The following is an 841-nucleotide window of genomic DNA, read 5'->3' on the forward strand; positions in this document are numbered from 1 at the left end:
TCCGGAGTAGTCGAATTCGCAGGCCTGACCGATGACAATCGGGCCGGCACCTATGATGAGAATACTCTTCAGGTCAGTACGCTTGGGCATGAGTTACTTTCCCTCGGCCTTCTTGTCTTGCATCAGCTTGATGAAACGGTCGAACAGGTAGGCCACGTCGTGCGGGCCGGGGCTCGCCTCCGGGTGTCCCTGGAACGAGAACGCCGGAACATCGGTGCGCGCAACGCCCTGCAAGGAGCCGTCGAAAAGCGAAACATGCGTCGGCCGCAAAGTGGCTGGCAGCGTGTCGGCATCGACCGCGAAACCATGGTTCTGGCTGGTGATCATGACCTGATGGGTGTCGAGATCCTTGACCGGATGATTGGCGCCATGATGGCCAAACTTCATCTTGACGGTCCTCGCTCCAGAGGCCAGCGCCAGCAACTGGTGGCCAAGACAGATGCCGTAGGTCGGAATTCCGCGGTCCAGCAGTTCGGCGATCGCCTTGATCGCATAATCGCAGGGCTCCGGATCGCCGGGCCCGTTGGAGAGGAAAATACCATCCGGACGGTATTCGAGCACCTCCGCGGCAGACGTCTGTGCCGGAACCACCGTCACCTTGCAAGCTCTGGCCGCAAGCATGCGCAGGATATTGCGCTTGACGCCATAGTCGAAGGCGACGACGTGGAATTTCGTTTCAGGAGCGGGCTGATAACCGGTCAATGACCACTCGCCCTCATGCCATTCATAAGGGGCATCGACCGAAACCACCTTGGCCAGATCCATGCCGGAAAGCCCTGGGAAAGATTGTGCCTCGGCTATGGCGCTCGCTTCGTCAACCTCGACAGCCATGATGCATCCG

At 59.5% G+C, this 841-nt stretch carries 2 protein-coding genes; both read right to left on the reverse strand.

The window, feature by feature from the left end; translation table 11 throughout:
* On the reverse strand, positions 1-90 hold a 90-nt coding region (locus PROAA_RS19460), incomplete at its 3' end, for a carbamoyl phosphate synthase preATP-grasp domain-containing protein (RefSeq protein ID WP_483771116.1).
* 3 nt (positions 91-93) lie between these two features.
* Positions 94-841 (reverse strand): carbamoyl phosphate synthase small subunit (locus PROAA_RS13330; protein ID WP_186411811.1); only part of this gene is annotated, 748 nt, incomplete at its 5' end.

The sequence above is a fragment of the Candidatus Propionivibrio aalborgensis genome, from assembly GCF_900089945.1.
Taxonomy (GTDB): domain Bacteria; phylum Pseudomonadota; class Gammaproteobacteria; order Burkholderiales; family Rhodocyclaceae; genus Propionivibrio; species Propionivibrio aalborgensis.